This window comes from Vibrio clamense, assembly GCF_050337905.1.
In the GTDB taxonomy this organism is placed as follows: Bacteria; Pseudomonadota; Gammaproteobacteria; order Enterobacterales; family Vibrionaceae; genus Vibrio; species Vibrio cortegadensis.
Genome location: NZ_JAKJTJ010000019.1, coordinates 33,438 through 59,870, shown reverse-complemented (window position 1 = coordinate 59,870; position 26,433 = coordinate 33,438). Strand labels below are relative to the sequence as shown.

Sequence of the window (26,433 nt, the reverse complement as noted above, 5' to 3'; positions counted from 1 at the left end):
GGAGACTATTATTGATGAACAGCATTATAAAGCTGTTCAAGTATGGTGAGGAGAGTTGTATGAGTTTGAGTGCTCATTGTTTTCAGTCTGCAAATGAAGAGAGGCAACATGTTAATTTGCCATTGGAATTTCTAAATGATTTAGCTCAGTCTCAATCTGTACAAGAGATACTAAATTGCACTTCTTACTGGGTCCGGAAAATCTTTAATGCTGATCGTGCAAGTATTGCATTAGCAAAAAATGAGACAACATTAGAAGTTTTTTCACTGACCGGAAATACTGTCATCCCATTAGGCCGAGTGATTCCAATCCAATCCACTTTGGTTGGTCGTGTGTACCTAAGCCGGGCCCTCGCTATTTGTGAGAATAACCATTCTGCAGAGTATATTGATTGCCAGTGGTTAGCCGAAGGTGGATTGCTATCGTGTATGGATGCGCCACTTCTCAGCCATGACGCCTGCTATGGGACACTCAATGTTGCACATAGCGAGCAGTGCCGTTATCAAGAGAGTGACGCACAGATCCTGACCAGCATTGCGCAATGGGTAGCCGCTCAAATTCGAGTACAAAAACAGATAGAAGACGCAAAAACTTTAGCGGGGATCGATTGGTTAACGGGCGCCTTGAATAGACGGGCGTTTATGGAGATCACCGACGAATTAAGCTTCAAGCCGAGTCTGAAATCTCACTGCCACGCACTGTTGATGATTGACATTGATAATTTCAAAAAAATAAATGATCAGTATGGCCATCTTGCGGGGGATGAAGTGTTGATTATGGTGTCACGAGCTATACGTAGTGCCAAACGAGAAGACGACATTTTTGCTCGTATTGGAGGTGAAGAATTTGCGCTGCTACTGAAAGATGTTCCTCATGAAGTTATTTTAAAGAGAGCAGAACTTCATCGGACTGAAATTGAAAAGCTATTCATCAACCTGGATGATAACAAAATAAGTTGCACAATCAGCGTAGGTGTCGCGACTCCGATAGAGAGCGACGTTTCATTCAGGTGCATATTAGCTCGGGCAGATTGTGCTCTTTATAAAGCGAAAGGTGATGGAAAGAATAGAGTAATAGTTGCTGATTAAGTGGATTAGCCGTAGCTTAAAGCTAGCCTTCGATGTCCAACAAGCACTATAATAAGCAGCTAGATAATAAATAGGTATTTACATGAAAATTTGTGGTGTTGAGATTAAAGGTAACGATGCGGTTATCTGTCTTCTTTCGTTGTCTGACGGTGTGTTCAATATACCTGATTGCCGCGCGTCTAAAGTGTCAATTAGTGACGCGAATGACACTCAACAGATGAAAGATTTCCAGTTTTCTTTTGCAAAGCTGATGGAAGATTACCAAGTTGATAAGATCGTAATCCGTCAACGTCAAACTAAGGGTAAATTTGCAGGTGGTGGCTTTGGTTTTAAATTAGAAGCAGCAATTCAACTTGTAGATGGCTTGGATGTGACCGTTGTCTCTCCTAATGAGATCAAAGAAAACCTAAAACGAAATCCATTAGCATTTAAGTTTAAAGAGACAGGGCTTAAACAGTTCCAAGAACAAGCCTTTACTACTGCTTATGCTTGCCTAATGAGCTAAATCAATCAAAAAGCCTGACTAATATCGATTCGTCAGGCTTTTTATTTTTAACAGGTATCGATAAAGTAAAATACTTTACACTTGAATCTATCTCTATCTCTATCTCTATCTCTATCTCAATGGCATAAATATTTTATAATTATTCCGATGTTCATTCTTGACTTGATACATCGCTTTATCCGCATTTTCAATTAAGGTAAGTTCATCATCCCCATGTTCAGGGAAGATTGAAATTCCAATGCTTACGGATATATCAATATATTCCTGCCCAACTAAAACTGGTTCTAGAAAACAATCCATAACTTTTTTAGCAAATAAAGTGGCATCGTGATCATTGATAATGAGAGGGAGCATGATCACAAATTCATCGCCTCCCAAGCGAGCAACGGTGTCTGTCTCTCTTTGAATTAAGCCTTGTAGCCGTTGAGAGACACTAATGAGTAGTTCATCTCCAGATTTGTGCCCAAGTGAATCATTCACAGGTTTAAAATTATCGATATCAAGTAAAAGTAGCGCTAACTTTTTTTGCTCTCGCTTGCAATGTGCCAAAGACTGGTGAAGATTGTTAAATAACAGGCGGCGATTGGGGAGGTTGGTTAGCGGATCATATAAAGCGTCATGTTCTAATTTTCTCTCATGGGCTTTTCGTTCACTGATATCTTCGATAATGCCGAGAACGATTTCTTTGCCGTCAATATCCGTTAATGCAACACCACTGATGGTGATTGGATACCTGGTGCCATCTTTACGAATATACTCTTTTTGGTTGGGGCCAAAGCGTCCGGTTCGTTTAAGATCTTCAATCTGTTGAAGCTCTTGTTTCTCATATTCTTTAGGCGTGATGTCCCAATAACTGAGTTGGATAAACTCATCTTTGGTATAACCTGCTGAGTTCAACACGGAGTCGTTTACTTCAAGAAAATCACCCGTTGTGGCATCAACAATTGCCATTCCAACAGGTGAAAGTTGGAACATAGTCAAAAACTTATTATTTGCTCGTAATAATTTATCTTTTAGTAACCTATCGGAGCATTCTTGTGTGTTTATCATATTTAACGATACTCCCATCGATTATATTAATTATGAATGTTTACATATGCACCCACATTAAATAATGTGTATTGGTAAAGACAAGATGAAGTATTGTAAATAGAGACCTAGGTAACGGGATTTCGTGCGTGTTAAAGACGCTAAAGGTTTAAACAGTAAATGTATTTGTCACTTGCACTCAGCAGATCAATCGATTTAAATAGCTGGGAATATTTTTAAACCGAAGGCTTTCTATGTATTTAGTTCTGTATTGCCATAATATTGGGATGACCGACTTTTCTTTTTTCGAGACGGCGGATTTCGATGAAGAAGAAGGGTACATCGTTCGTGGCAAGTGGCCAAACGAACAGGCATTTATGCTCTATTTAGCAAAAGAGTTTGGCGATCTATCTCACTATACGATCATTAATTTGATTAAAGAGGGAAAGAGCGCTGAAGATTACTCACAGCAAGACCTAATTCGTATTGCAAGGGATCTACATTAGATCAGTCAGCTAGAGATCTACTAGCATTGACGAAAGAAAACAGACAGAAAAGGCGTGGGTTAAAAATGCACTACATGAGTTTAAAGTTAGATAACGCAGCACTAGAATTAGTCGGAGACTTAGTTAAAGAGTTAGATAATGATGATGGATGGATAAAGATGACTGCGCGAATTGCTGCTCAAATAGATTCAACGTTATCGTCCAGTGATTATGTTGGTGTTGTTCTATGGTTTAGTGAATCAGATTATATTGAGCAAGAGATAGTGTATCGCTAAACAGCAATCTACAATTTAATCCAGCGACAGGCTGAACGAGTATATGTTCAGCCTGTGGTTTCATAAGATTAAAGGTAGCGACTTCTCAAATGATTTTGGAAGTGTGTTGCATTCAAAATATCACCCGTTGCCTGTCTAACCAATTCATCGGTTGAAAATAGACTAGCTTTGCTCCAAATGTTTGCTTCCAGCCAGTTGAAGATTGGAGATAAATCACCTGAAGCGATCACGGTTTCCACATCTACTGTCCTCTTCATCGCTGCCATGAACTGAGCCGCATACATCGCACCGAGTGTGTAGCTTGGGAAATACCCAAAACTGCCGTCTGTCCAGTGGATATCTTGCATACAACCATTTTTGAAGTTGTTCTGAGTAGATACACCAAGGTAATCCTGCATTTTGTGGTTCCACAATTCCGGTACATCTGTATGTGAGATGTTGCCATTCATTAGATCACGTTCAATTTCATATCGTAAAATAACATGCGCAGGGTAGGTCAGTTCATCGGCATCAACGCGAATGAAATCTTTCTTCACACGTGTGTATATTTTCTGGAAGTTCTGTTGTTCGAATTCAACTCCTGAAAATTGTTCTCTCGCAAGACGAGAAAGGTGGCCGATGAATGCATCATTACGACCAACTTGCATCTCAAAAAATAGCGATTGAGATTCATGAATGCCCATTGAACGAGCTTCACCAGAAGGCAGGCCTGCTAACGAAGTTGGTAGCCCTTGTTCATAACGAGCGTGTCCAGTTTCATGCACAATGCCCATTAATGATTGAACAAATTCATTCTCATCATAGCGAGTGGTAATACGAACGTCAGACTGAACACCACCGCAAAATGGGTGAACACTTTCATCGAGACGGCCGTGATTGAAATCGAACTGAAGCAACTTCATAACTTGAAGGCCAAGAGCTTTTTGTTTGTCTGTCGAGTAAGTGCCATTTGGAACAATAACACTTTCACTGGCTTGTTTATCGATCACTTGATCGATCATCGATGGTAGCCAAGTTTTTACATCGTTAAAAATCAAATCTAGAGAGGCAGAGTTTGTATCTGGTTCATACAGGTCAAGCATGGCATCGTAAGGCGTTAAACCAGTAGCATCAGATCGAAGTTGGGCTTCTTCTTTTGATAGCGCGACGACTTCTTTCCAATTTTTTTCAAAGCCAACCCAATCATTATTGCCACGTTGGGTTCGCCAAGCATGTTCGCATTTTGAACCCGCCAGTGATTGTGCTTGGACCAAAGAATCAGGAAGAATAGTGGTACGCTGCCATTGACGTTTAAGTTCACTAAGGCTGGCTTTCTCTTGAGTAGATAACACTTCATTCTCTGCATCATTGAACCAATCGCCTAACTGAGGTTGAGTCATTAAGCCGTGAATGTGTACAGATAATTCAGCCATCGCTTCGCTTCGAGCATCGTTACCACCAGAAGGCATCATGGAAGCTTGGTCCCAACTACAGATAGCGGAAAGATGTTGGAAGTGTGAAATTTTCTTTGAATGGTCGACCAGTTTTTTGAAGGCGCTCATTGGTTCTACTCAATTAGGGAAAAAGTTAGTTTACCAATCGTTAACAATCACTCCAAGTAGCAAGTCATGGTTTTGACTATCTATTTAATCGATTTCATAATTATTTTCTCGCTTTTTGCCTGTCTGAAAGATAAGTTGGCTTAACTATCTAGGGATAGAGGCTGAGCCTTCGAAGAGCAAGGCGTGAATAAGAGTGAAAGGAACAGGGATAGGCAATGTATATTTTGAATTTTGAAGCTTTTTTGATTGCGATTACAATTCTTACATTAACTCCAGGCTTAGATACGGCACTGGTGATTCGTAACACTTCCAGAGGGGGCTTAACCGATGGGTGTGCCACTAGCTTGGGTATTTGTAGCGGCTTGTTTATTCATGCGCTCTTTTCTGCTATCGGTATTTCAGCCATCCTTGCCCAGTCTGCGGATTTATTTAATGTGATTAAAATGGTCGGTGCTGCTTATTTGATTTGGCTTGGTATTAACAGTTTACGCGCAACATTTTCTCAGCCCAATGGTATGAATATTCAAAATGGAACAGATCATACTCTGGTGGTAAGTCGTTCATTAAGAGAAGGTTTTTTATCGAATGTGCTTAACCCAAAAACCGCAGTATTTTATTTGGCTTTTTTGCCTCAGTTTATTGATCCGCAAGGTTCTCCTTTACTGCAATCGATGTTTATGGCGGGTATTCATTTCATGATAGCGATGATATGGCAGTGCGGTTTAGCTGGGGCATTAACAAGAGCCAAAACATTATTGAAAGATGCCAAGTTCATGAAATGGATGGAAGGTACAACCGGAGTTGTGCTTGTCGCGCTTGGGCTTAAATTATTAATAGAAGAAAGAGTGTAATGTTTTTATCAACCCATTATATGTTTAAGTTACTGATTGCGGGAGTGGTCATATTGCTTTTGATTATTGGGCTAGTAGGGATAAACACTGTGCCTCAGATAAATTATTTAAGTCGAAACATGGACTGGGATTGGCACTGGGCTTATTTTGAACCACTGTCCAATGGTATACAACAAACGAGAACTCAAGATACACGGCAATTGTTACTGCGACGGGTTTACATTGAAAAGTCGATCTCCGTTTTTGTTATGACAACATTAGATAATAAATTAGAGCTTGATATCGTTTATCAAAATGACTGCAAAGTTGGTGAATATAAGAATCTAAACTTGCTCATTAATGGTGAACATAAAGAAAATACCGCTATGGTTTGCGAAACGAATGGGCAAAGTTTTATATACCGATATGTTGATACGAAGCTTGAAACATTGTCGTTGGCTCTAGACTCGATTCACCTTGAAGAAGACTTTGCATTTTGGCCTGTTGATGAGCTGAAGCTAGATCAATTTAAACAACAGCACTCAAGCTTTTTTAGAAAGAGTGGTGAAAGCGTGGAACATGATTGGTTACGCGATTAAATCAGCAACCTTACCATCAATTAAATAGTAAAAAGCCCGCGAAGTTGTCGCGGGCTTTTTGTTGGTTTAATCGTTTTATATTTTTACTGTATCCAAACTCTCTGATTGGTTCGAAGAGGTAAAAAATTGCTTAGTTTCTTCAATCACAACTTGGCGCAATGCGATTAAGCCAATAAGGTTAGGAATCGCCATGAGTCCGTTCACAATATCAGCAATTATCCATATCATGTCGAGCTTCATGAATGCACCAGAAGCAACAAGTACGACAAAAATGAATTTATATGGAAGTATGGCCTTAGTTCCGAAGAGGAAAACCACGCAACGCTCACCGTAATAGTTCCAACCGAGAATGGTCGTAAATGCGAAGAAGATTAAGCCAATAGAGACGAGCATTGGACCTAAAGTGTCAGCGTTTAGACCGACCGCAAAAGCGTGAGTTGTCATCGCGGCACCCGCTAAATCTGTTTGCCACGCGCCTGTAAGAATTAACGCTAACCCTGTCATGGTACAGATGATGATCGTATCGAAGAAGGTGCCAGTCATCGAGATCAGACCTTGTTTCACACATGAATCTGTCTTCGCCGCCGCCGCCGCCATAGGGGCGCTACCTAAACCAGATTCATTGGAGAATACGCCGCGTGCTATACCTGATTGAATTGCGAGCATGATACTTGCACCTAAGAAACCGCCTGTTGCCGCAGTAGAGCTGAAAGCAGAGGTGATCACCAACTCAATGGCGCTTCCTAACTGTTGGTAATTGGTAATGATTACGCTTAAACAGGCAACGATATAAAATAGCGCCATGGTTGGAACGACTTTACCCGCAACATTCGCGATAGACTTAATGCCACCTAGAGTGACGCAGGCAACCAATACAGTCAGTGTGACAGCTGAAATTTCGCGTGAAAGCCCAAACGATATCTCAGTGGCATCTAAAATCGCGTTCACTTGTGGGAAAGTACCTATACCAAAACAAGCAACCCCAAGCGCAAATACAGCAAACATAATCGCCAACGCTTTAGAGCCAACCCCGTATTGAAGGTAATACATTGGGCCGCCGACCATTTGGCCTTTGTCATCGATTTTGCGGTATTTCACAGCCAGTAAGCATTCGGCGTATTTTGTCGCCATTCCGAATACAGCAGCAAGCCACATCCAAAATAGCGCACCCGGCCCACCAACTTTAATCGCGGTAGCAACACCAACAATGTTACCCGTACCAATAGTGGCAGAAAGAGCAGTACAAAGTGCAGCGAAACTCGTTACATCACCTTGGCCTGATTTGTCTTTGCTAAAAACCATTTTTAGCGCGGTTGGGAGATGGCGAAACTGTAGTAAACCTAAACGAAAGGTAAAGTAGACACCTGTACCAACAAGTAAAATAAGAAGTGGTGGACCCCAAACGAAGTTATCGATGGTCTGCAGTAAAGATTGTAAGTTATTCATGGTTCCCCTTAATAAAACAAAAGTGCGTGGTGCACGATTTAAGGAGAAGAGGGAAAGGGCAGTGATCTGACAGATAGAACCATCAGCCACTACTTAATAGTGATACTTATACATAAAGCAAAGTTAATATTAAGGTTGTAGCTTTCCACTCCTCTGTCCTTTTGCCTGAGAGTTTCACTAAATCATCGAATAAGATGATAAAGCTTGCTCCTTCGGCGACCGATCTAACGGTTCTCTCCAGAGGTTCCTCCAACGACAGTCCTCACTTTTCTGGATTTCTCCAGCATAAAGCGCCTGAAAGATTTACTTCTTCGGCGGGTTTATCTAACCAAATGTTAATATTTGGTTAAAAACCACTCTCCTGCAGTCTTCATCGGAACAATTACCTATAATTTATAGATAATCTGTATGCGAATCCTAACTGAATAAAAGTGTGATGTCAGCAGCAAAAAAACTGTTTGCGCAAAAGTTAAACAAGTAATCGTTGAAACTACTTTTCTCTGACGTTTTCTTCTTACAAAATGAGTTAGAATAGAGAGACTAAGGAGGGGTTATGACTCGATTAATTGCTATCGTATTTCTGATTGCTTTGGCGTTTTTACTTTTTCGTTATCGCACCAATGAAAAGCTTCAGAAGGGAGTGGTATTGAGTGTTATTGTTGGATTTTTAGTTTATACCGCATCGCTTGTGGTTTCAGAATTGGCTCGATAGAACGAGCGCGTTACTTACGGAGTATATGCGAGTGAATCAGAATACTGGTTTAGATGAACAAGATGAAGTTGTTGTTATAGAAGAGCGTGATAAACGTAGTCATATCTATATTGCCATCGCTGCCGTCATTGGTATTGCTCTAGGTGGCCTGGTTGGCTCAGCGGTTACGACCAGTAAATGGGAAGCGAGTTATCAAACGTTAGAGAATCAATACCAAGCATTACAAGCCGATAAATCACAACTTGTAACTCAAGTTGAGCAACGATCTGCGAATGTCGACTCTGAAGTTGATGAAAAAATAGCGGCTGCGTTAAAAGAGCAAGATGTTGTTCACCAACAAGAACTCGTTGAGGCTCAGCAGATATCGACAGAACTAGAGAAGGCCAATCTAGCGTTAGAGTCGCAACTCGCTGTACAGAAAACTAAGATTGAAGAGTCTCAAAAGATAAACTCGAAACTGAATCGTCAAGCGGACATGCAAGCCACAATGTTTGAAGGCTCGCGGGATCTTTTTCGTCGTGAACTGAAGGTTTCGCAAGAACTGGAAGCACTGCAAACGGAGAAGAGCCAGTTAGAGCCGAAGCTTAAAGTATTGAAGAAAGAGTGCGATATTTATTTGGATGGAACATCTTGGGATGCGAAATCGGACTCATGCGATAAGCAAGATGAAGTTAACTCGCGTTTAAGCCAGATAAATCAAATGATCGAAGTTCACAAAATGGACTTAAGGCAGATAGAAGCACTAACGGACGAAATGGGTTTGTAATTCCGAAATTTACTCATTATACGGTTGGGTCGAAGTGAAACGCGACAATAACAAAATTAAAGGCTCATTGAGCCTTTTTTTATACCTATCATTCAGAGTGTAAGGAACTGAAGTCGAATAAAATGTATAACTAAGCGGTTTGTCACGGTATGTAGGCGTAGCTTATCAATATATTTATCAACTTAAATTTATAGAATGGATAGATATTATGAGCATGGAGCTAAATCGACAGCAGGCACAACTGGCCTTTGTTGAGAGTGGAGAAAACATTGTAATTGGAACTTTGGATGGAGTTGGAGTCTCATTAGAAGCACTTAAAAAGATAGTTGACGACTCCTCCTATGTTGTAGAGTCTTTTTCATCTGGACTGACAGCCAAGGTTTATCACCTGAGGATAAGAGGACGAGATTGGACTCTAAAACGTAAACGGCCAGAGAGTTTAGTTAAAAATGTTGATGGACAAACGTCATTTCTAAATGAAGTTCAAAGGCGACGCGACCTAACCGCTTTAAAGCAAAAGAATCCTGAGAAGTATTCGCACATTGTTGAGACTCAATATGCATCGTTGAATGATGGAATTTTACTCTCACCTTGGATTGAAGGAGCGCTTATTACCCATTTTGATGCTGATATTTTTAAGCAGATCTTTTCAACAATATCAGAACTAGAACTGGCAGGTCTGTTTGAGTGGGATTTCTGTCCCGGCAACATACTGATAGATAAGATGAATCAAATAAAGTTGTTCGACTTTGGCTATATGTATCAATTTAAACCCATGACACAATTCAATAGTAATGGGCAAGATACGCCGCTTTTCAATGGTGTGGAACGTTTCGAAACACGCTTTCTGTTTGATTACTTATTAAGAAATCCGCTTGATTTGACCCTTGAACAGATCCTTGATTTGTATCGAGTGGAAAAAAGCGCTGCACTTGCGGCTTATCAATTCAAAAGGGATAAGCTGATTGCTGGTGGAGCCGATAGCCCAGTCGTCGAGTGGATCACTAACTCTATCGATCAGTGGCAACATGCTTTGAAAAGTCCTTCCGGATTAGAAGCCTTGTATCGTATCGAAAGTTTCCGCTCAAACTCTTTAGATCTTATGGATGATTTGCACGGAAAATCGTGTAGCCCAATCACTTTGAAAAAAGCTGATCAGGTACTGCAATACATTGAAAATGATTTTGATGTGCTAAAGCAAGCGAATGGGTTTTTCTTTGGGGATGAAAACATGAACCAAGCTGAATTGCTCAGTAAATATCGCGGTCTTAAAACTGACGCTAAGAAATATCAGCTCTGAGAGTAATGATTCTCAAGGCAAAAGATAACCATCACCACAACTAAAATTAAAACCGTTAGCGAGCTTGAGTTGTATGTGCTCGCTAACGGTATTTGATTATACACTCAGCCGATTAAGGGTGAACACGTTGATCAAATTGTAGGCTCCGCTTGAATGACCAAAAAGCTAATGCACCCCAGCCTAATGTTTGCAACCAAAGTTGTGTCCACTGACTCGCGATTTGGCTCCATTGGGCACCTAATTGGTTAACCGATACAAATGCTTGAATACCTGAAGTACTTGGGAATAGTGACGAAACCCAAACCATAGGGGCAGGAATCATTTCAATTGGCCAAATAAACCCGGCGGAAAAAATGAGAGGCATTGAGCTAATCAAAATAATAATGGTGACTAATTCACGGCGTGGAAGGATTGAGCCAAGCCAGATTCCGATAAAGCAAGATGACAACAAAAATGGCACTAAAATAGCCAAAAGTGTCGGAATTTCAGCGAGTCGGGTTATGCCATGCATATCGAAACTTGCGCCGAAGTAATACATACTCAGTAAGAAATAGACACCAACCAGCACTAGCGCTCTGATACTAAATACTGCACGTGGCGAATATTGGTTCCAATACCCAGTCCCAAATTTTTGGCTACCAACCATTAGCCCAGACGCCATGGCTAAGGTTTGCTGTAAAATCAGAACAAAAACAGCAGGAACAACATAATCCACATAACCCATTCTTGGATTAAACGTTGGCTTCAAATTGAGCTTAATCGGTGAAAAGTGCTCTGAAGCTAAAGCGAGTGGTTCACCTTCCATCACAAGTCGAGAGACTTTGGCTTTTGCTGCTAAAGTGCCTCCTGCTTGGGCTAACCCCTCGACAACGGTTCCGTAAACCAAGAAAAACGAAGCATCACCTGCGTATGCAAGCGTCGGGCTTTTACCAAGAAGAATGTCTTTATAAAAATGTTCAGGAATCACCAGTATTCCGCTAACAGAGCCGTCAAGAAATGCAGTTTTGGCCGATTCAATCGTGTGATCACGTTGCACTATTTGGACTTGCGGGGTGGCATCAACCATTCTTTCAAGTTGGTAGCTTGATTGACTTTTATCCAAATTAACGACAGTGATCGATTGCTCTCTTGGCGTTTGTTGTGCATATGGAAGAGGGTATAGAAAAGAGTAAAAAACCACTCCGCCAAATACAGTTAATACGACAACTGGATTGGTCATTAAAGCTTTGAATTCTTGCTTGAGTAGAGACAACAAACTCATCATACTTTCTCACTCTGCTTTAAGTGTTTATTGATCAGTAAAGCGGTCAATAACAGCGGGAATAAATATCCAATCATCGGAATCAAATGTACGAGCGATTCAATTTGCGTGACGCCGTAACTCGACTGGCTCACTTGTGTCTCAATATAATGGCTAATTGGCAATAAATTACGCCATGCTTGAGCAAAAGGGTTCATGTCCGTAACGGGAAATGTAATCCCCATGAAGGCAAAACTAGGCGCGGTGAATGCACCAGCAAAACTCATTGCTCTTGCTGGATCTAGGGTCAAAAAGAAGAATAGTGAGCCCATAATCATACAAGCGATAACCGTGGCTAATTGAGCAAAAATTAACACACTAAAACCGCCATTCATTGGCCATTCAAACCCTTTATAGAACCAAAGTAAAAAGCCAATGCCTTGAATCAAGAAAACCGGTATGTAAGCAGCTAATGTTTTGACTACCGTTGTCATCGGTGATGATTTGAGCCACTTTTGAGTGCCGTAAGTACGGTGGTTAGCGGCTAATATCATGATGGTTCCCACTACAATGACAATCTGCCATAGCGCAGGGACAACGGCAGACACAAGAAACTGTGCGTAGTTGGTATTTTTATTAAACAGAGGCGTTATCTGAGTTCGAACCGCTACCGCTTTGCCTAATGCACTTTTGGTGGTTGTATTGCCTGATGTTAACGATTTAACCACATCAAGTTGGGCGTTGAATGTACCTTGGGCTTGAAGTATTGCTGAGTTCACTAATTTACCAATCAAGATGTATTGGCTGTTATAAAAAACAGAAACTTGTGGCGGTGTAGCACGGTATATGTCTTTAGTGAAGTTGCTAGGGATAATCACATAGCCGTAAATATCCCCAGAAATTAAGGCAGTTTTAGCTTGGTTTATATCGGCGTAATTGTCGTGAATTGCAAGGCTTGAAGTCGCATCAAATTCACGAGACAAAGTTCGAGAAAGTTGACTGTGTTCCAGATCGACAATGCCAATAGGTAGGTCGCGAGCGATACCCTGCGAGAAAATCCACCAGATAGAAAGTGCTAAGAGCAATGGCACCCATGTTAGGCAAGAAAGTAGCCATTTATCATGTCGAACTATCTGCCATTGGGTACTAACACGCGTCGTTGTTGTCATATTTTTCACAAAACATTTTTTCCACAAAACATACTTTCCACAAACAGGTAGCATACAAAGATTACAGCTCAACAACTAAACTCATGCCCATGCGAAGCGACTGAGTTTGATCAATTGGGCGGGCTTCTACTTCGAACGTTCGTAGGTCGAAGCCTTGTGCTGAATCTGTTGAGCGCCAAGTGGCAAAATCACCCATAACAGCAACATGAGACACTTCAAACTCTAAGGTATCATCAAGGGCAGGAAGGTAAGCTTGAAAGCGAGTCCCTTTTTGGAATGATTTAAGTTGATCTTCACGTACATTTAAAACGGCCCAAGAGTCTTTAGTATCAATAACGGTTACAACAGGGAAGCCTTGTGGAGCAAGTTCACCACTGTTAAGCAGTACTTGTGACACTTCACCGTTGAACCAACTCTCGATTTTTGTATCCGCAGCATACGCTTCCACTTCTGCAACAGCGCCCGCTGCCATTACCGCTTTTTGTTCAGCAGCCAGTTTACTCTCATCACGTAAACCTTCTTTGGTCAGTTGGTACATCTGGAACGCTGCACTTTCGGTGTATTTAGCCGCTTGCCACTGGGTTTTGGCTTCATCTCGTTTCTGTTCAGCAACCACGCCATCGTTATATAGGTTGTTCACACGTTGGTAGGTTTTTTCCATCAAGTTTGCCGCAGCTTTGGCTTTTTGCCATTGGTCTTTAGCGGCTTGAATTTGCTGTGTTCGAGCGCCTTTCTCCGCTTCTTTTGCCATTGCGCCAGCCGCTTTTTGTCCAGCAATAGCTTGCTCTAATTTAGCCGCAATTTCTGGGCTATGAAGAGTGAAGATAAGCTGACCTTTTTCAACCATGTCACCTTTGCGCACGAGAACCTGATCAATTCGCCCCGGTACTTTCGAGGAAATACTGTATTGTTGCGCCTCGATTTGGCCTTGCAAGCGAATCGGTTGAGGTTGATAAGCGTGATAGAAACTACTTCCTACCCAACCAACGACACCAATTGCAAAAATAGAGATAAGTGCTGGCTTTAGTCGTTTCATGATGGATCCTTTTGTGTTGCATTGTCAGTCGTTGATGCAGAATATTGGTATTGAGGGAAAGCGTTCATTTCACTGCTTAAAGCCAACAGTTTATTGAGTGAGATTAAATATTGAAAACGTGCAACGGATTGTTGAGTTTTAATGCTGGCTAAGTAAAGTTGCGCGTCAACCACTTCTAATGAGTTAGCCAAACCTTGCGTAAAGGCTTTGCTGCGAAGGCGAAGGTTTTCATCGGCAAGTTTTAAACTTGAATTCAATCCACTGACTTCTTCAACGGATTGTTCTGCTTCTAAATAGGTTTTCTCTACTAGCACGCTTAAGTCTTGTTTGGCTTGTGCCTTTAAATACTTCACCTGAGATACAGCACTATGGGCCGCTTTAATATTTTCCGAACGCCCAGAAGTTTCAATAAGCGGAATATTAACCCCAACGCCAACTAGCCAATCAGGTTTCATCTGGCTTGCGAGTGAATCGTCTTCATGCAGACTGTAATCACCAAATAGGAAAACTTCAGGGTAATATTTGCCTTTTTCAGCGGCGATAAGGCTACTGGCTTGCTTTTGTTTAGCGTCTAAAATAGCGAGGCCAGGGTAGGTATTCAGTGTTTGATCAATGAAAGCGCTGAGCGGCGGTAGATTATCATTGGTAAACAGAACATCACTTGGTTCTACTTGTACATCTTGGCTAAGAATTTGAGTGAGAGCCGACTGAGCAATATCAAGGTTACGCTGGGCTTTCTTTCTATCTACGATCGCTTTATCAAGAGAAGCTTCTGCTTGAAGTCGTTCAACATGTGCGATTTGGCCTTGCTGCTCCATTTTTATTGCAAAATCTCGGTGCTGCGTTAACCCCGTTTCTACACTTTTACGAGTCTCTAATACGTCTTGAGCCAGCAATACGGAGAAGTAATATTTGCTTAAGTCTTCGTAACGAGCTTGTACTTCCATCGCCAACTGACTTTTCGCTTCGTCAGATTGACCTTCCGCTGCGTTTTGAGCCGCAGTAATTCGACCACCTGTAAAGATAGGCCAGATAGCTCGGATTGATGAACTGAAAATGTCACGTTCGGTAATGGTCGACGTTGTACTGAGTAGAGCATTTGCAATAGCATTTTCAAAGGGAGGAAGTGGTGGTAAAACCGCACCTGTACTATCGAGCAGTTGCTGTCCAGAAACGGTCACATCGGTATCAAGGCGAATGTATTTCGCACCAAGAGTTACTGAAGGTAAGTTCAGGTCATCCTTCGCGCTTTGTAAATGTTGGTAGCGTTCGACGTTAGCTCGTTGTGCAGCTAAAGAGTTGTTGCTTTGCTGCAAAATTTGCCAAGCATCTTGGAATGAGATTGGTGCCGCATAGGGTTGGAAAGAGAGGGCGCTAGAGAGCAAACCTAATAGCGCAGATGCGTATTTAACCTTCATGACAGCCTTGAAATTAAAATTAGAGTAATAGCTCTAATTGTACCATAAAACGATTGATTTGTCTCGAAGTGATGATCAAGTTGAATATATTAGAACTAATTGAAAGCAGAACTGTGAGCCAGAATTTATTGTGATGCAATAAAAAAGAGTACGAACAATATCGTACTCTTCCTTAAGGTTGAGTATAGATGAATCAGCTCGACGTGCTGTTAAAACAAAGCTTAGTCAAATGCAGGGCAGTGGTGATCTGCTCGCCATTCAAGTTGTCGTGAACCTTGCATGGTGTTTAGCAGATCTCGACCAGACATTTGAGGAAAAGCAAGTAGTACATGCAAATCACTTGGTGAGCTTGCGTTTTTTTCATACGCACGAACGTGTGTGAAAGTAGCTTGTACATTATTTAGCAGCATCGCCTTAGTTAGGCAGATTCCAAAACAGTCTCGTTGCATTGTTTTATTCCTTTTAACAATGTTAGAACGTTATGATTATTGTACTATTTTGAATAGACATCCTGATTACGTAGGTAAGTATTCATGGTGGAGGCTTGGTTCCTCTCTGCTATTTGCCTTACCACAGGGCAATTCCATTGCGTATTATTTATCCACTGAAATAAGTATATGCGTATTGATCTAAAAATAGATAAAAAAGAGCTAAAATCTACATGATCTAGATCAATTAAATGGCTTATTGATATGCATCTGATAGCACCAGCTTACAGAAGGTTCGGAAAGAATAGTTAGGCATTATATAAAGCAGACTAAGTTTGAATTTATGTGCTACTGAAGAGGTAAAGATAAAAGCCTTCTGTTCACAGTTATTTATACCATCACAAGCCTTGTTGTTGCTTAAATGTTAAATTAGATCCGTTGTAGTGTTTGAATTTTTAATGGGGTGCATTCATGAAGTGGAGGCAAATCAGTTTTCGAAAACGAATGCTGATCATCATGACGTTATCGGGCTTAATTGAACTGCTGATTTTATCGGCGGCGGGCTTTGCCTATATTAAGCACTCTCAAGAGAAAGAGATAGGTTTAAAAGCGTTGGGTGTGGCCTCGTTTTTAGCAAAGTCGGATGCGGTCGTGAATCTGATCGAAACACGAAATTTTCGAGCAATGAATAGTGCCGATGTACAAGACCGATACCGAAAACTAACGGAAATGATTGGTGCCGCGTTTATTGTGATTGGCGACCACGAAGGCGTTCGTCTAGTTCACCCGGTTGATCAGCGTTTAGGTAAGCCAATGAAAGGCGGGGATAACGCTCGGGCTTTAATTCATGGCGAAGCTTATGTTTCTATTGCTCAGGGATCTCTTGGGCGCTCGGTTCGTGGGAAAGCAGCGATATTCAATCGTGATGGTGATGTGATAGGGGTGGTTTCCGTTGGTTATCTACTCGACACATTACAAGATAAAATCGAACCTTACCTCGCTTTTCTGATCTTAATGGCACTTCTAGTCGTTGCCGCAAACGCACTGCTTTCAAGTTATGCTTCACGCCGGTTTCAAAAAGCCATTTTAGGTTTTGAGCCCGAAGAGATTGGCCGTTTATATGTGGAGCTGGACGTTACCATGAGTACAATCAAAGAGGGGATCATCAGTATTGATTCAAATGGCATACTGCGCTCAATCAACAAAAGTGCCTGCCAGATTTTAGATATCGACGGGAAATCCTCGCTTAATCAGCCATTAACGAAAGTGTTGCCTGACAGTGACTTGAATAAATTACTTAAATCCGGTGAACACGATCATGATATTGAATTGTATCTAAAGCAGAAACGCTTAATTGCAAACCGTAGCCCGATAGTTGTGGAAGGGAAAGTGGTTGGTGCGGTGTCGAGTTTTCGTTTACGAGATGAGATAAATGAACTGACAGAGCAACTCTCCCAAACCAAAGAGTATGCGGATTTACTGCGTTCCCAGACACATGAGCATCAAAATAAACTGAATACTATCAGTGGATTAGTTCAGATGGGGGAATTAGATGCCGTACAAAATTTAATTGGACAAGAAACAGAGCATTATCAAGCATTGATTGAGTTCTTGCGTGAAACAATTAAAGACCCATTGATTGCTGGCATGTTGTTAGGAAAAACAGAACGGGCACGAGAATTAGGCTTAGTGCTAAAAGTTGAAGAGGGCTCCAGACTTGAAATCATGCCAGCTTGGCTAAACTCGGATGATGTCGTTACAGTATTAGGAAACCTCATTGATAATGCGTTCGATGCGACCATGAGTGTGATTAACAGTGATCAACATATTTCACCTGATAGGAGGATCATCGAGGTTTCTTTAAGTGATTTTGGAAATGAAATTATTCTTGAAGTGGATGACCAAGGCTGTGGTTTACCCCACGATTTAGATACCACAACACTGACGAATAAAGGGGTTTCAAGCAAAGCGAAACACAACCGAGGTGTGGGCTTGTATTTAGTGAAGACGCTGGCAGACCGATATCACGGACAGCTAGAAATGACGAGTGACAAGGAGTACGGAACGAGAATGACGGTCTATCTACCGAAGGAGTCTCAGCTATGATCTCAGCCACTAAAGTGATGATTATTGAAGATGATGTTGCGATTGCTGAGCTTCATCACCGCTATTTACTTCAAATGGGTGGCTTTGATGTTGTAGGCATTGCGACGACTCAATCTGAAGCTGAAATGCAACTTGAAGTATTGAAGCCTGATTTAGTGATTTTGGATGTTTATCTTCCTGACGGAAATGGCCTCGATATTTTACAAAAAGTGCGCGGTAATAATCAGCACTGTGATGTTATTTTGATTACTGCTGCTCGTGATGTCGACACACTACAACAGGCGATGCGTGGTGGTGTGGTCGATTATTTGCTTAAGCCTGTGATCTTTTCTCGGTTGGAGGTGGCGCTTAAAAAGTACCAATCTCAACAAACAGAACTGGATAATGTGGCCGATTTTAACCAAGGTTTGGTTGATAAAATGCTTCAAGCGAATGCCAATGTAGAACCGAGCCATCAACGCTTACCGAAGGGTATTGATAGTGTGACACTCGATAAAATTCGTAACTTATTTCAAGACCCTGTTAGCTTAACAGCGGATGAAGCTGGTGATCAAATAGGGGCAAGTCGAACCACCGCAAGACGCTATCTTGAGTACTTGATCAGCTCGGGAGAGTTGGAAGCGGATTTGAACTATGGAAGTGTAGGTAGACCTGAGCGGTGTTACTGTCGATTAGTACGTTAGCGGTATTTAAAACATGGGAATATACACATAAAGAAAAGGAGCAGTGAATGCTCCTTTTAGTGATTTGACCATATTGAGATGCAATATCAGTTTTTACTGCGCATTAAACGGCAATAAGAATAAGCCTGTTGGATTTATAGTTAAGTAAGCATGATCTGATAATGAGGCATCAAATTGCGATGAATTAAGCTGCAATAAAATCTCGTGATCGTGCCAAGTCACACCAACTTCATACATTGTGCCCATGTAAGCGACTTTATTCACTGTGCAACGTTGGCTCTCTTCACCGTGATTGGTAAGCAGTATCGCTTCAGGGCGAACCCCAATTTGATATTCGTTGATGGGAAACCCTTCAATCATCGTAGGATCTGCCGGTATTTTATATTCGTTAATGTTAATGCTTTCGCCATCAAAATAGCCAGGAAAAATGTTGGCTTCACCCATGAAGTTCGCCATAAACATTGATGCTGGTTTTTTGTAGAGCTCGGTTGGTGAACCTTTCTGCATGATGTCACCGTCTTTCATTACAATCACGGTATCAGATACGGCAAAGGCTTCAGTTTGATCATGAGTCACGTAAAGCGATGTAATATTAAAGCGCTGCTGTAACTCACGAATGGTTTCACGCATATTACGGCGCAAGTTAGCGTCTAAATTACTTAATGGCTCATCAAAAAGTAGCACTTTTGGTTTCAATACTAAGGCGCGAGCTAAGGCGACACGTTGTTGTTGACCACCTGATATTTGGTCGACAAAACGGTCCCCAAATCCCTCAAGATCAACTAACTTAAGCGCTTCATCCACTCGTTGTTTGATTTCGCTAGTGGGTAGTCTTAACATTTTTAAACCATAGCCGACATTTTCATGCAGAGACATATGAGGGAAAAGTGCGTAAGACTGAAACACCATACAAATGTCACGCTGTTGAATCGACGTATTGGTGACATCTTGCCCATCAATAAATATTTGACCGCTTGTTGGCTTTTCTAGCCCCGCAACTAAACGTAACACCGTGGTTTTTCCGCAACCAGAAGGGCCAAGTAGTGTCACTAAACTGCCTTTTTTGATCTCTAGGTCCAAGTCGCCAATAACTGTGTTATCACCAAACTTCTTGCAGACATTTTTTAGAACCACAAAGTTTTCATTTTCCATTATCAATATCTCCAATCGTTATTCTTGGTTGTTAGCTTTAGAGCGAGACACACGTGCTTCGCCTACAAGAGAGTCAAAAATTAAAATAATCGACAACATCACTACAATGAGGATTGAGCCGTATGCGATAGCGATACCATATTCGCCATCTTCAACGCGGTTCAAAATGTAGGAAGTTGCGACACGGGTTTCTGGCGTAACCAAGAAAATGATCGCGCTTACCGTCGTCATTGCACGGACGAAGCTGTAAATCAGCGTTGAAAGAATTGCCGGCCTTAACAAGGGAAGTAGAATATGGGTAATCGTTTTGAGTGAATTAGCGCGCAGGCTAAGTGACGCTTCATCTAACGATTTATCTAATTGTCCTAAACCAGCAACCCCGGCGCGAATGCCAACGGGTACATTTCGCATTACCATGGAAATAATCACGATTGCAGCAGTTCCCGTAAGATAAACTGGTGCGTCATTGAACGCGAGAATATAAGAGACACCTGCAACCGTTCCAGGTACCGCAAAGCAGAGCATAGTGGCAAATTCGATGACTTTCTTGCCATGGAATTGTTGCCTTACTACGATGTACGCAATCAATAAGCCGAAGAAAGCCGTAATTGGAGCAGCAATACCAGCGTAAGTCATGGTTGTGATTAACGATGGCCATGCACCTTCACTCATTCCCATGCCAAATAGATTGATGTAGTTGTCGAACGTTAAGCTGTAATCCACACCCCAGTTGACCGTAAAGCTACCGAAAATAATGCTGCCATAAAGCAGAACATTGAAGGCCATCCAGAAGTAGAGTAGGCCAGTGACGCCATGTTTCAGTGTCGGCGGTAGTGGTTGAACATCACCACGGTAAGATTTACCCGAAATCGTGACGTACGAACGTTTACCAATCCATAAATACTGGACCACGAAAATAGCCAGTGAGAACAATAGTAGAACAGCGCCTAATGTACTGGCTGAAGCATAATCGAGCTGCGCACCTGCAATATAGAAGTAGATTTGAGTTGCTAGAACATCAAAGCTGCCGCCCAGTACTAATGGGTTACTGAAATCAGCCAGAGATTGAACAAAGATGATTAAGAATGAATTAGCCAGTGCAGGTTTAAGCAGCGGCATCACTATCTTGAAGAAAGTTTGGTAGCGATTGGCTCGCAAGGTGTAAGACGCTTCTTCCAGTGAAGGGTGTAGCGACTTCATTGCTCCATCCAAAATCATGAAAGACATTGGCGCGAAGGCAAGTACTTGAGCCATCCAAATACCAGTAAAACCATACAACCAGTTTGTCTGTTGCAAGCCAAACCAATCGACCATGAGCTCAGTAATGTAACCTGAACGCCCCAGCATTAATGTTACCCCAAGGCCGACAACGAATGGTGGTGTGACAATCGGAAGGATGGAGAAAATACGTGCGATAAAAGCTGAACGCTTGGCGATTCGAGTGGTGTAGATTGCAAAGATAAGACCAAAGAAGGTTGCGCCAATACCAACAGAGGTGCCAAGCATGATGGAATTAAGAATGATTTGAACAATTTGTGCTTTAGTGATGATTTCGACAAATTGCCACATCACGAAGTTGCCCATATCATCTTTAAACATAGGCACGAAAATCGCGATGCTTGGATAGATGATGAAAATAGAGATCAGCAATACTATTGAAATCAATGAACCGATAACAAACGTATCTCCACCTAAATATTCAAGTCGAGAGAAGGCAAGAGTGATGACCGCGCCGAGACCAACGAATAAAAAGATACTGGCGTAGCCTAGGCCTTGCTCCGTGTACCAAGAAGTGAGTAACGCCAAGAGCATACATGCACTTGAAAATCCAATATCGAAGTAGTGACGTTTTTTTGCGTATTTGTTTTGCGCTTGGCATGGTCTAATTAATAGAACCAAAGGCAAAGCAAACCACAACCATGAGATGTTCATCCCACTCCAACCCATTGCGGCTTTGAACTCTTCTGGTGTTGATTCAAAAACACCATAGTCGAGAGAGAACACAGGCAGCAATATAAATGCTCCGATCAGCATAGCAACCCAGTAGAAAACGGGATCCCTCTGATGCGTTTTTTGATCTTGGTGAGAACTTTGGTGTTGGTCAGAGCTTTGGCGCTGGGGAGTAGTCGATTCAGCTGCTAAGTCATTCATTGTAAATTACCAAATTAAGGGTGTGAAAAGCCGTAAGCATGACACGCACGCTTATTGAAAATCGTATCGAGAATAAAACGGTGAGCAGCGCACAAACGCTGCTCGATATGGGGATTACCTAGGTGGTTTATTCGCCCATTTTAACGACGTTTACCCATTTGTTGATTAAACGCTTACGCTCTGCCGATGAACCGTATGTGTCCATGTCATAGTTGATGAGCGTCAGATCTTTCGGGTTAAGTGCATTTGGAGATTGCTCTGCTGATGTGTTGGTTAGGATTTGGAAAGATTGACCTTTTTTCCATGCTAACTCTTGGCCTTGTTTCGATAGCACCCAATCGACAAACAGTTTTGCATTGTCGATGTTACGTGCACCTTTAATAATACTCACTCCACCAATTTCATAGCCAGTCCCTTCACAAGGAGAAATTAGCTCAAGTGGTGCACCTTTTGATTGCTCTAGTGAGTAATCGTGTAAGAAACCAATGCCAATCGCGATTTCACCACGAGCAGAGTTACGTGATGGGGTTACGCCAGATTTGGTGTATTGCGAAATGTTTTTATCCAGATCTTTAAAGTAGGTAAACGCTTTGTCTTCTGTCCATAATTGAATGAACGTTGCCAGCGCAGTATAAGCGGTACCAGAACTTTGTGGATCGGCTATTTGAATTTCATCTTTGTATTCAGGTTTGGTCAGGTCACTCCAACAGCGAGGGATCTCTAAACCTTTTTCGGCTAGACGCTTAGTGTTGACACCGAAACCAAGAATCCCCATGTAAACCGCAGAGGAGTAGTTACCTTTACGTTTTGCTGGATCTTTGTAGTTGTCCATGATGAATTCAAGTTGTGGCGACTTGTAGGCTTGAAGTAGATCCATTTCCCCCGCTTGTGATTGCGGATCAAGTGTACCGCCGTACCAAACATCGGCACGTGGGTTTTTCTTTTCTGCTTCAATTTTAGCTAATGTGCTGCCTGAACCATTTCGAACAAATGATGTTTTTACATCATATTTTTCAGAAAAGGCTTTTGTCTCCGCTTCACACATTGCATTTGTTGCGCTGCAATATACGACAAGTCGACCATCTGCCATTGCTTGAGGGGCAGCAAATGCAGAACCAAGGATGCAAGCGGCCAGTAGGCTACGGTGAGTTCTAACTTTCATGTTATTTCCTCTGCTTTTTATAATGAACTCAATGCGAGAGTGTGGTTGTAGGGCGCATTGAGTTCTTACCACAATCCAGTGATAAGTTTGTGTCACCACGCATAGAGCCTGATGATTTTATTCGTGAGCAACGTGGGTAAGCAGAGAACACCCACGTGGACTGATTCACGCTTGTTAAGGGGTTCTCTTTCAGCACGTTGCTGTGCTTTTACAAAAGGCAAAATCAGTAGGCCGATAGAAGCCGCCGATAATGTAATTATGCTGAAGAAGCCTTCCCAGCTAAATTGTTCAATAATTAGTGCGATTGGGTAACTCGCAAGTGCGGCACCTAAGTAGCCAAATAGACCGACAAAGCCTGTTGCCGTACCTGCTACGTCTTTATGCGAACATTCCGCGGCTGCCATTCCAATCATCATTTGTGGGCCAAAAACAAAGAAACCGATGGAGAAAAAACAGCCAGAAAGCACGATAAAATTGTCTAAAGGCGTGAGCCAAAGTGCAGCAACTGAAGCAAAAATCCCTAATGCGAAAATCAAGTTCATCGGTGCTCGGTTACCACGGAAAAATCTATCAGAACCCCAGCCACCAAACAGAGACCCGAGGAATCCGCCGATTTCAAACATTGACACGGCGGCATTGGCTGAAAACAGTTCAAAACCGTGCCTTTGCATGAGATACAGATTGCCCCAATCATTAATCGCAGTCCGTACCACGTAGACCAAGAGATATGAACTGCACAGTAACCAAATATATTTATTACCTAATACATAGGTGGTGAGGATCTGTCTAAAGTTAAGTCCTCGGCCTTCTTGTTCATGACGTTTTTCAAGTTCATCATTACGCCATTCACCGACGCTAGGCAGGCCCATACTGGTGGGCTTATCTCGCATGCGAAAGCATAAGACTCCGCCGACTAAAATGGCGAAAACACCAGGCAATATAAATCCGTATCGCCAACCCCAATTCATTGCGGTGAATCCAATGACGATTGGAATCAAAGCGCCACTTAAATTGTGGCAAGTGTTCCAAATAGACCACCAGAAACCACGTTCAGAACGCGAATACCACGTGGTGAGAAGTTTGGCGCATGGTGGCCAACCCCAGCCTTGGAAGAAGGCGTTTAATGTCCACAGTATGGCGAACATCAAAAGGGATGAGCTCAAACCAAAAGCAATGTTGATAATGCCAGTGGCGATTAACCCTAACCCCATGAAATAACTTGGTTTAGATTGGTCGCTCACCATGCCAGAGACAAACTTTGATACACCGTAAGTGATGTAAAAAAGTGTGCCGAGAAAGCCAATGTCGGAATGTTCTAATCCGAGATCTCTGAGCATAGCGGGCATAGCAAAATTCAAACTTTTTCGAGTGAAGTAAAACACGCCATAACCAACATACATCGATAGCATTAAGTGCAGTCGCCAATATTGATAAGTGGCGTCGATCTGACTTTTGTCTGTTATCGGTTTAACTGGTTGCTCGGTAGAAAGAAACCCCATCATGTTGTTGACTCTCCTTGGTACGAATTGATGTTACTAAACAGATTGAGATAATGAATGAGACAAATTTATAAACGACTAAGAAAATTTCCTAGTTTTATTGTGGGAAGGTGATTTTTGTGGGCTACTTAACAAATTACTTACTTAAAGAAAACGTTTTCGTTGGTAAATTGATGGTAATTCGGGTTCCGTTGAACGGTTTTGGGTCTAAATGACCTTGTTTATCTAATTCAGAAGGCATATCTGGGGCTAATTGGCGGGTTTGAATGGTCATATTTCCTCCTAACGCACTGACCCGTTCTTCAATCCCTTTAAGACCTTGGCCCTTGATTTTCCAACTCTCAGGTAACCCTTTGCCATTATCTCTCAGCTCTAAACTAAAAATATCACCAGGCATTAAGCTCAGTTTTACTTCGGTGGCATTTGCATGCTTACTGACATTATTAAGTAACTCTTGAGCAATACGGTATAAGGTTACAGCGGTGATATCGTCGAGTTTTTCAGCGAAAAGACCAAAATTTAGTTTAAAATCAATTTTACGTTCGGCAAAACGCATTTCTGAACTAAGTTGACGAACCGCATCCTCTAGACCAAGCTCATCGAGAGTATGGGGGCGAAGTTGGGTTAGCAGTTGGCGAGTGGAGCTGTGTATTCTTAGCGCCAGTGAATTGATGGTTGTAGCAATGTTCTTGCTATTTTCATCTTGGCTTATTCGATCTGCTAACATGGCTTGAATTTGAATTGCGGTAATATTCTGACCGATTTCATCATGTAACTCACGGGCGACAGATTTTCTTATGTCTTCTTCTACTTGAACGAGCTGTCTAGCTAAGTGCTGTTTATTCGCGAGCTCGATTCCCAAATCGTTATTGACCTGTTGTAGTTGTTTGGCGAGTAAATATTGGCGGCTGATCGCGATACCAAGCCCTAATCCAACCAGTGCTTGCGTGGTCATAAAGATTTGCAGCTCTTGGTCTGATTCAAAGGAACCAGTGATCTGCCTTGCGGTAGCGAGCAACATACTGTTGATTACACTGGCTAACACACCGCCTTGCCAGCCATATTTATACGCCATAAAAATGTTAGGCAGCAGAATGATAAGCAACGCGAGCGGCTTCATTTGTTCCAATAGAGTTAGCTCGGCCAGCAGCCCAATACTAAAGAAACTGATTCCCCATAACAGCGCGGAAGGGCGTAACCGAACTTCTTGATGTATGAGTGTTGGGCTAAGAGGGAGCCATATTTTCTGCTGCAAATAGTCGTAGAGTAGGTATAAAAATGGAGCGAGTAATATTCCACCTGTTAATGCTGAAATTGTGGTGGAAAATACATAGCTGATTGGCATTTCTAAGGGCTTTATTAAAAGCAAGATAGCTAGGCCACAAAGCAAACCATGAATTAACGTTAGGCTCGTTAGTGCAAGAATCTTTTGCCAATAAACAGTGAGAGGCTGCCAGTAGCGGTGAAAGGGGATGGCGATAAAATATGGAAGGAAAGCAAAGACAGGCAGCAAATTTTCATGACTATACTCCGCTAATAAGTAGACTAAGCTTCCTGAAATTACCAGTTCACTGAAAACAAAGACTCGCCATAATGGGCGCGGTGACAAAGTGAATGCGACAAGTTTTAAGCCACTTGGCAGCAATAGCCCTGCAAGTAATATATCGGGTGATAAGTAACGACTAATATTCCATAAGCAAAACCAACTGATGCTGTAAATAAAAAAGCCAAAAGCATAGGTAAAGGTGTCGGCAAAGATTGGTCGGGAGTTTTGGTTTTGTTGTACCATTGC

Annotated in this window: 23 protein-coding genes, 1 pseudogene and 1 riboswitch; of the genes and pseudogenes, 11 read left to right on the top strand and 13 right to left on the bottom strand. The window is 42.0% G+C overall.

The window, feature by feature from the left end; genetic code table 11:
- Window positions 1-59: 59 nt before the first annotated feature.
- Window positions 60-1,088 carry a sensor domain-containing diguanylate cyclase gene (locus L4C39_RS03135; RefSeq protein ID WP_171756499.1) on the top strand — a complete coding sequence of 343 codons (1,029 nt, stop codon included), beginning with the start codon at window positions 60-62 and terminating at the stop codon, window positions 1,086-1,088.
- An 82-nt stretch (window positions 1,089-1,170) separates the two neighbouring features.
- On the top strand, window positions 1,171-1,593 hold the full coding sequence (locus L4C39_RS03130; protein WP_136993850.1) for a DUF3010 family protein: 423 nt from the start codon (window positions 1,171-1,173) through the stop codon (window positions 1,591-1,593).
- A 111-nt stretch (window positions 1,594-1,704) separates the two neighbouring features.
- On the opposite strand, the gene L4C39_RS03125 is transcribed toward L4C39_RS03130, so the two are convergent.
- Complete coding sequence (locus L4C39_RS03125; protein ID WP_429744369.1) at window positions 1,705-2,568, bottom strand: diguanylate cyclase domain-containing protein; 864 nt, start codon at window positions 2,566-2,568, stop codon at window positions 1,705-1,707.
- 308 nt (window positions 2,569-2,876) lie between these two features.
- On the opposite strand from L4C39_RS03125, the gene L4C39_RS03120 reads away from it, so the two are divergent.
- Window positions 2,877-3,128 (top strand): hypothetical protein, encoded by a 252-nt coding sequence (locus L4C39_RS03120; RefSeq protein ID WP_017052737.1) that lies wholly within the window; start codon window positions 2,877-2,879, stop codon window positions 3,126-3,128.
- A 74-nt stretch (window positions 3,129-3,202) separates the two neighbouring features.
- Window positions 3,203-3,403 (top strand): hypothetical protein, encoded by a 201-nt coding sequence (locus L4C39_RS03115; RefSeq protein ID WP_429744367.1) that lies wholly within the window; start codon window positions 3,203-3,205, stop codon window positions 3,401-3,403.
- Window positions 3,404-3,471: 68 nt separating this feature from the next.
- On the opposite strand, the gene L4C39_RS03110 is transcribed toward L4C39_RS03115, so the two are convergent.
- Window positions 3,472-4,944: a carboxypeptidase M32 gene (locus L4C39_RS03110; protein WP_429744365.1), complete on the bottom strand. Its 1,473-nt coding sequence runs from the start codon at window positions 4,942-4,944 to the stop codon at window positions 3,472-3,474.
- 215 nt (window positions 4,945-5,159) lie between these two features.
- On the opposite strand from L4C39_RS03110, the gene L4C39_RS03105 reads away from it, so the two are divergent.
- Window positions 5,160-5,795 (top strand): LysE family translocator, encoded by a 636-nt coding sequence (locus L4C39_RS03105; RefSeq protein WP_113796921.1) that lies wholly within the window; start codon window positions 5,160-5,162, stop codon window positions 5,793-5,795.
- 89 nt (window positions 5,796-5,884) lie between these two features.
- Window positions 5,885-6,373 carry a threonine transporter RhtB gene (locus tag L4C39_RS03100; RefSeq protein WP_241807279.1) on the top strand — a complete coding sequence of 163 codons (489 nt, stop codon included), beginning with the start codon at window positions 5,885-5,887 and terminating at the stop codon, window positions 6,371-6,373.
- Between the two features lie 75 nt (window positions 6,374-6,448).
- Here L4C39_RS03100 and L4C39_RS03095 read toward each other — a convergent pair whose 3' ends face one another.
- Entirely contained in the window at window positions 6,449-7,819 is a 1,371-nt protein-coding gene (locus tag L4C39_RS03095; protein ID WP_113796925.1) for an alanine/glycine:cation symporter family protein, read from the bottom strand.
- 143 nt (window positions 7,820-7,962) lie between these two features.
- Window positions 7,963-8,070, bottom strand: a riboswitch (glycine riboswitch).
- Between the two features lie 302 nt (window positions 8,071-8,372).
- Between L4C39_RS03095 and L4C39_RS03090 the strand changes: the two genes are divergently transcribed.
- The 3 genes from L4C39_RS03090 to L4C39_RS03080 all read left to right on the top strand — a co-directional run bounded on the left by L4C39_RS03090 (window position 8,373) and on the right by L4C39_RS03080 (window position 10,597).
- Window positions 8,373-8,531 carry a hypothetical protein gene (locus tag L4C39_RS03090; RefSeq protein WP_017052717.1) on the top strand — a complete coding sequence of 53 codons (159 nt, stop codon included), beginning with the start codon at window positions 8,373-8,375 and terminating at the stop codon, window positions 8,529-8,531.
- 31 nt (window positions 8,532-8,562) lie between these two features.
- Window positions 8,563-9,297 carry a chromosome partitioning protein ParA gene (locus L4C39_RS03085; protein ID WP_429744362.1) on the top strand — a complete coding sequence of 245 codons (735 nt, stop codon included), beginning with the start codon at window positions 8,563-8,565 and terminating at the stop codon, window positions 9,295-9,297.
- 208 nt (window positions 9,298-9,505) lie between these two features.
- Window positions 9,506-10,597, top strand: coding sequence for a protein kinase family protein (locus L4C39_RS03080; RefSeq protein ID WP_429744360.1), 1,092 nt, complete (start codon window positions 9,506-9,508; stop codon window positions 10,595-10,597).
- 112 nt (window positions 10,598-10,709) lie between these two features.
- Here L4C39_RS03080 and L4C39_RS03075 read toward each other — a convergent pair whose 3' ends face one another.
- From L4C39_RS03075 to L4C39_RS03055, 5 genes are all read right to left on the bottom strand, one after another.
- Window positions 10,710-11,858: an ABC transporter permease gene (locus L4C39_RS03075; RefSeq protein WP_113796983.1), complete on the bottom strand. Its 1,149-nt coding sequence runs from the start codon at window positions 11,856-11,858 to the stop codon at window positions 10,710-10,712.
- Window positions 11,858-13,006: an ABC transporter permease gene (locus L4C39_RS03070; RefSeq protein WP_429744358.1), complete on the bottom strand. Its 1,149-nt coding sequence runs from the start codon at window positions 13,004-13,006 to the stop codon at window positions 11,858-11,860. Before L4C39_RS03070 ends, L4C39_RS03075 begins: the two co-directional genes overlap by 1 nt.
- A gap of 61 nt (window positions 13,007-13,067) precedes the next feature.
- On the bottom strand, window positions 13,068-14,042 hold the full coding sequence (locus L4C39_RS03065) for an HlyD family secretion protein (RefSeq protein WP_017052712.1): 975 nt from the start codon (window positions 14,040-14,042) through the stop codon (window positions 13,068-13,070).
- Window positions 14,039-15,460, bottom strand: coding sequence for a TolC family protein (locus L4C39_RS03060; RefSeq protein WP_429744356.1), 1,422 nt, complete (start codon window positions 15,458-15,460; stop codon window positions 14,039-14,041). The genes L4C39_RS03065 and L4C39_RS03060 overlap by 4 nt, the downstream gene beginning before the upstream one ends.
- A gap of 221 nt (window positions 15,461-15,681) precedes the next feature.
- Entirely contained in the window at window positions 15,682-15,909 is a 228-nt protein-coding gene (locus L4C39_RS03055) for a hypothetical protein (protein WP_113796931.1), read from the bottom strand.
- Between the two features lie 450 nt (window positions 15,910-16,359).
- Between L4C39_RS03055 and L4C39_RS03050 the strand changes: the two genes are divergently transcribed.
- Window positions 16,360-17,994, top strand: coding sequence for an ATP-binding protein (locus L4C39_RS03050; protein ID WP_429744354.1), 1,635 nt, complete (start codon window positions 16,360-16,362; stop codon window positions 17,992-17,994).
- Entirely contained in the window at window positions 17,991-18,677 is a 687-nt protein-coding gene (locus tag L4C39_RS03045; RefSeq protein ID WP_371730139.1) for a response regulator, read from the top strand. The genes L4C39_RS03050 and L4C39_RS03045 overlap by 4 nt, the downstream gene beginning before the upstream one ends.
- Before the next feature lie 93 nt (window positions 18,678-18,770).
- Here L4C39_RS03045 and fbpC read toward each other — a convergent pair whose 3' ends face one another.
- From fbpC to L4C39_RS03020, 5 genes and pseudogenes are all read right to left on the bottom strand, one after another.
- Complete coding sequence (gene fbpC, locus L4C39_RS03040) at window positions 18,771-19,829, bottom strand: ferric ABC transporter ATP-binding protein (protein ID WP_429744352.1); 1,059 nt, start codon at window positions 19,827-19,829, stop codon at window positions 18,771-18,773.
- Window positions 19,830-19,847: 18 nt separating this feature from the next.
- Entirely contained in the window at window positions 19,848-21,863 is a 2,016-nt protein-coding gene (locus L4C39_RS03035) for an ABC transporter permease (protein ID WP_261889495.1), read from the bottom strand.
- A gap of 244 nt (window positions 21,864-22,107) precedes the next feature.
- Window positions 22,108-23,142: an ABC transporter substrate-binding protein gene (locus L4C39_RS03030; RefSeq protein ID WP_113796941.1), complete on the bottom strand. Its 1,035-nt coding sequence runs from the start codon at window positions 23,140-23,142 to the stop codon at window positions 22,108-22,110.
- A gap of 197 nt (window positions 23,143-23,339) precedes the next feature.
- Window positions 23,340-24,644 (bottom strand): annotated as a pseudogene (locus tag L4C39_RS03025) (MFS transporter); the annotation flags it as partial.
- Window positions 24,645-24,777: 133 nt separating this feature from the next.
- Window positions 24,778-26,430 (bottom strand): MASE1 domain-containing sensor histidine kinase, encoded by a 1,653-nt coding sequence (locus tag L4C39_RS03020; protein ID WP_429744349.1) that lies wholly within the window; start codon window positions 26,428-26,430, stop codon window positions 24,778-24,780.
- Window positions 26,431-26,433 lie beyond the last annotated feature (3 nt).